1 protein-coding gene and 1 pseudogene are annotated in these 3,431 nt (G+C 65.2%); both read right to left on the bottom strand.

Annotated features, from left to right (window positions below):
* Positions 1-487 precede the first annotated feature (487 nt).
* On the bottom strand, positions 488-2,746 hold the full coding sequence (locus Q0O40_RS15695) for an EAL domain-containing protein (protein ID WP_295532055.1): 2,259 nt from the start codon (positions 2,744-2,746) through the stop codon (positions 488-490).
* A 160-nt stretch (positions 2,747-2,906) separates the two neighbouring features.
* Positions 2,907-3,431: pseudogene (locus tag Q0O40_RS15690) on the bottom strand (hypothetical protein); the annotation flags it as partial.

The following is a 3,431-nucleotide window of genomic DNA, read 5'->3' as shown; positions in this document are numbered from 1 at the left end:
AAATGCCCCCGCAGATCGGGAGCGGGCTTGGCCGGCCTTGCCTTCGCTCTTTCGGCCTTTGCCCTCACCGGGAAAGGCTGATGCGACCGGTGCGGGCTGCGGGTTCAAGGTGGGGCGGTTTCCCCAAGTCCTTGATCAGGCGACTTACCGCGCCAGCACAGGGTCATGGTCCATCGGGCGTTTGGCGATCTCAGATCCCCAGGCGCTGTCAAGAAACCGGCACGCAGGCGAGCCGCTCCCCCGGTTTTGGGCTTTGATCGACAAAATGGCTGCGCCGGAGAGGATCTGCCCTCCCGGCCACTCGCACCCTAAGCAGAACACGACGCCCTCCCCGCAGCGCCAGTGCAGGCGCCGCACCGGTCGCGCGATCCCCCCTCTGCCCAGACGCCGCACCCGTGCGCCCGAAATCCAAATCCAACAGGATCGCGGCACGCCCAAGCACGCACCCCGGCAACCCTCCGCTCACCATCAGCAAGGCGCGCGGCCGCTAAGCCGCCAGCGCTGCGCCGCCTTGCGCGCTGCCCTCGATCCACCGGTCCCAGAAAGCGCGCGCATCGATGGGTTTGCCGATATGCCAGCCTTGCGCGATGTTGCAGCCATATTCGGCCAGCTTGGCCAGGCACACCGCGTCCTCGACCCCTTCGGCCACGACCTTGAAATTCATCTCGCGGGCCAGTTCGATGGTCGAGCGGACGAGGATCTGGTCGCTGGCGTTATTCACCATATGGGTGATGAACGACTTGTCGATCTTCACCTCGTCGAGCGGGAATGCCTTGAGATAGCCCAGCGTCGCGCGGCCAGTGCCATAATCGTCGATCGAAACGCGCACGCCCATCGCGCGCAAAGCCACGAGCACGCTCACGGCCACCCCGGTTTGATTGATCGCGGCGGATTCGGTAACTTCCAGCGTTACGAACGGGGTCAGCGCCGGGGCGCGGTCCAGCCTCCCACGAAGCTCACCGATGAACTCGGCGTCCTCCAGCAGCGCCGCCGAGATATTGATGGCGACCGAGATATGCGCTCCGGCATCGTGCCAGCTGTTCAGATCGCGCAGGCAGATGTCGGCGATGGCCAAAGTCAGCCGCGCCATGTTGCCGCTTTCTTCGAGCAGCGGAATGAAATTGTCCGGCGCGATCAGGCCAAGCTCGGGGTGGTTCCACCGCACGAGCGCTTCTGCCCCGCAGATGCGCGCGTCGGCGATCGACCATTTGGGCTGATAAACGATGCGGATGTCGCCCGCCACGATCGCCCCCTCGATATCGGCCAGCAGGATCAGCGCGCGCTGCGCATCATCGGCGCTCTTGGCGTTGTGGACCGACCAGCACCGCCCGTTCTCCTGGGCTTGGCGCGCGGCGAGCATGGCCTGCGCCACCAGCTGGCGGCTCGCCCGCCCTTCGCCGCCGCAAATGCCGAAATTGGGCGTGGCGAGAACCGCGCGATCGCCCAGCTGTAGCGGCGCGCGAAACAGCGCTGCGGTCGATTCGATGCGCTCGATCAAGGCCGCCGTTTCGCCATCGGGTTCGCTCCAGCCGATGCTGCCCGGGCCCACGATATGGAAGCTCTGCCCTGGCAGGCCGAGCGAGAGCCGGTCCAGCGTGCGCTGCGCCCAGAGCGCCCGGGTCTTGTCATCGAGCTCAGCGTCCATCTCCTCGAACCAGCGAAAGCGGACGACCACCACCGACACCGCCGCTTTGGCGGCATTATGGCGGGCAAAGGCGCGGGCATTGGGCATGCCGGTTGCCAGATCGGTCAAGCGCTCGGTCTGGAGGCGGACCGCGAAGGCGCGCGCCGCTGTCCACAGCCATTCCGCGCCGAGCACCGCCCCGGCCGCCACCACCGCGAAAGGCTGAAACCCCAGCCATTCGGCCAGCAGCGGCGTTATCAGCAGCGCCGCGAGCCAGCCCACGCGGATCAAAGTCTGGAGCGATGGCCCATGCAGCCGCCTGAGCAAGGCCACCAGCAGCAAAGTGGCCGCGACTGCTGCAAGCGGGCCGATGGCGGGCACTTGCGATCCGCGCAGCAGCGTTTCAGCGGCCAGGATCTGGATCATCACGCCGGGAATGACGCCGTGCTGCGGCGTGGCATAGCGATCGCCAAGTTCGATTGCGGTGGCGCCGATCACCATCTGCTTGCCGCGCACCATCGCCGGATCGACCCGGCCGGCCAGCACATCATCGGCGCTGATCCGGGGCAATGTCGCCGGATCGATCGAGGTGTCGATCCGAAATTTGCTGTCCATCCGCCCCGATGTCCCGGCCAGCATCGCCGCCAGCGAGGGCCGGGGAATGCCTGCCGTCACCACGCCGTAGGAATAGCTGGCAAGCTGGCCGTCCGGATCGGGCGTGACATTGACCGAGGCGAGCAAAGCATGCTGGCGCAGCGGCTCGATCGGCAGATTTTCCTTGAATGTCGTGCTGCCGACCGAGGCGGGCTGGCGGAATGTCGGCAGGATCACACTGGCGTTGGTCTGCGCCAGTGCCTTGGCCAGGGCCACATCGTCGACGGGATTGCTGCGCGCGGAAAAATCGACATCGAAGCCGATCGTGGTGGCGCCCATCGCGCTGAGGCGGTCGATCATCTGCGCGTGAAGTTTGCGCGGCCAGGGCCATTGGCCCGCGCTGGCAAGGCTTTTTGCATCGATTTCGACAAGCACGATCTTGCCGCTGGCGGGATGGGTCAGCAATGCTTCGCGGGACTGGCGCAGATGCTCTTCGAAGCCTCCGGCAGCACCGGTGGCGAGCAGCATGACGGCAACTGCCGCGGCTACAATCAGTCCGGAAAAGCGGGACAGGAGCGAGGAGCCGGGCGAAGATGCGCTCGTGCCCGGCATCGCTGATCGGGGTTTCAATCCCAGAATGCCGGCCACTCCTCTTGCCTCCACTGGGCCTACCTTAAGCGATCAGTCGCTAAAGGTGCATGAAGAGGCCGGGTGTTCGGCGAACGGGCTTATCGCCTGCTGTGTTGCCCGTCTCAAGGCTCACTTCGCTAACGCTGCCCGCGTTGCCGCCGTTGCCATTGCCGTTGTTGCCATTTCCTAGGGCGATCTCGGTGCTCACTTCGGCGACGTTGTCCGCGTTTCCGCTGTTGCCATTTCCTAGGGCGACCTCGGCGCTCTCTTCGGCGACACTGTCAGAGCTTCCGATGTTCTTGCCGGAATTGCTGGCCTCCTCCGCATCGCCATCATCGCCGGAATCGTTGTTGCCGCTTCCGTTGTTCTTGCCGGAGTTGCCGCTGTCATCCGCATCGCTGTCGTCGCCGGAATCGTCGTTGCCGCTTCCGTTGTTCTTGCCGGAATTGCCGCTTTCTTCCGCATCGCTGTCGTCGCCGGAATCGCCTTTGTCGTTCCCGTTGTTCTTGCCGGAATTGCCGTGGTCATCCGCATCGCTGTCGTCGCCGGAATCGTCGTTGCCGCTTCCGTTGTTCTTGCCGGA

This window comes from Novosphingobium sp. Chol11, assembly GCF_945870625.1.
GTDB lineage: Bacteria > Pseudomonadota > Alphaproteobacteria > Sphingomonadales > Sphingomonadaceae > Novosphingobium.
This window is presented reverse-complemented; position numbering and strand designations above follow the sequence as displayed.